This window comes from Mesorhizobium sp. M7A.F.Ca.ET.027.03.2.1, from assembly GCF_003999175.1.
Taxonomy (GTDB): Bacteria; Pseudomonadota; Alphaproteobacteria; order Rhizobiales; family Rhizobiaceae; genus Mesorhizobium.
Genome location: NZ_RZOM01001349.1, coordinates 1 through 1,338 on the forward strand (window position 1 = coordinate 1; position 1,338 = coordinate 1,338).

Here is a 1,338-nt window from a genome sequence, read left to right on the forward strand (position 1 = left end):
AACACGTCTTACGTCAAAATACCCCGATCTGCTTCTGGAGTTGGTCACGTCACCCCAAACAGTGCGCGTTGCCCGCCGCGAAGCGGACCTCTTCCTGAGTTTTTTCAAACCTCAGGGAAAGGTCCTCGTTGGCGAGTGCATCGGCCGCTTCGCCACACGGCTTTACGCTTCTCCGTCCTATCTTGAGAAATACGGAATTCCCGAAGGCAAAGAGGATCTCCAAAGACATCGTTTTGTCGGCTACATCGAGGAACTGGTTCAACTCGAAGCGGTCCGCTGGCTCGAAGATTTTATCCCCAGCCCAAATCTCGCCTTCGCCTCCAACAGCATGATTGCCCAAATGTTTGCGGCATCGAGCGGAGCGGGGATCGTCGCGCTTCCAGAATTCGCTCTGTGCGTCAACACGGGTCTGGTCAACGTCTTGCCGGCCCTTCAGGGGTACAGGGATGTTTGGCTTTCCGTACATCAGGATCTGGCAAATCTTTCCCGAATTCGCGTGGTGAGCCGGTTTCTGAAGGAACTCATGACCAGCGATGAGGCAAAGCTCGGCGGCCGCCAGATGTGGACGCAGAACGAATAAGTCATTGTGTCCAGTATCGCTCGTGCGCATTCGGGCGGTGAATGCTGGTCACTCTCGTGCCGCTGACGATGATAACCCGCGACTCGAAGGCGGGTAAGTTTTCAGGCGCAACGCGGCAATTGCTCCGCCTTGCTCAGTAGCTCGCCCAAAACCATCTCCGATGTTGTTGCGCTCGCGCCAGGCGTTCTGATCCCCTAGTCGAATTCCGTGGTGATCTTTTCACTTGTCTCCAATTGGACATTGAACCGGTCAATGCGATAGGGATGTAGATCGCATGCTGGTTGTTCATCCGCGACCACGGCAGCCAGGCAGTCTCCCACCGCTGGTGCAATTTGAAAGCCACCGCCGCTGCCACCGAATGCGTGAAACAGACCGGGCACTGCTTGACTGGGACCGACCACTGGCAGCATGTCAGGGAGATAGCCTTCAACACCGGACCAAGCTCGGATTACCTCTGCATTCGCGAAACTCGGTACGACGGATGCCAGAGATGCCATCCCCTGCACAATCTTTTGCGGCGGGACATATGTATGTTCCCCGTCGGCCTGCGAGCGTGTCCGAGGGTAGCCCGCGAAAATGATGTTTCCTCGGGCGATTTGTCGGACGATAACGTCGCCTTCGACAGCCTGGACAATCGGACGAAGCATGTAGGGCAGTGGTTCCGTGACAAACTGCGGCGGGCCGGCTGAAAACATCGGGACTTCTTCGCCAAACGTCTTGGCTAGAGAACCGGCCCAACCGCCGCCGGCATTCACGAC

Annotated in this window: 2 protein-coding genes; one reads left to right on the forward strand and one right to left on the reverse strand. The window is 56.8% G+C overall.

What is annotated here, in order from left to right; all coding sequences use genetic code 11:
* Nucleotides 1-580 (forward strand): LysR substrate-binding domain-containing protein (locus tag EN750_RS34550; protein ID WP_245482895.1); only part of this gene is annotated, 580 nt, incomplete at its 5' end.
* A 194-nt stretch (nt 581-774) separates the two neighbouring features.
* Here the strand turns inward: EN750_RS34550 and EN750_RS34555 are convergent.
* A partial coding sequence (locus tag EN750_RS34555; protein WP_145968206.1) for an FAD-binding oxidoreductase occupies nt 775-1,338 on the reverse strand: 564 nt, incomplete at its 5' end.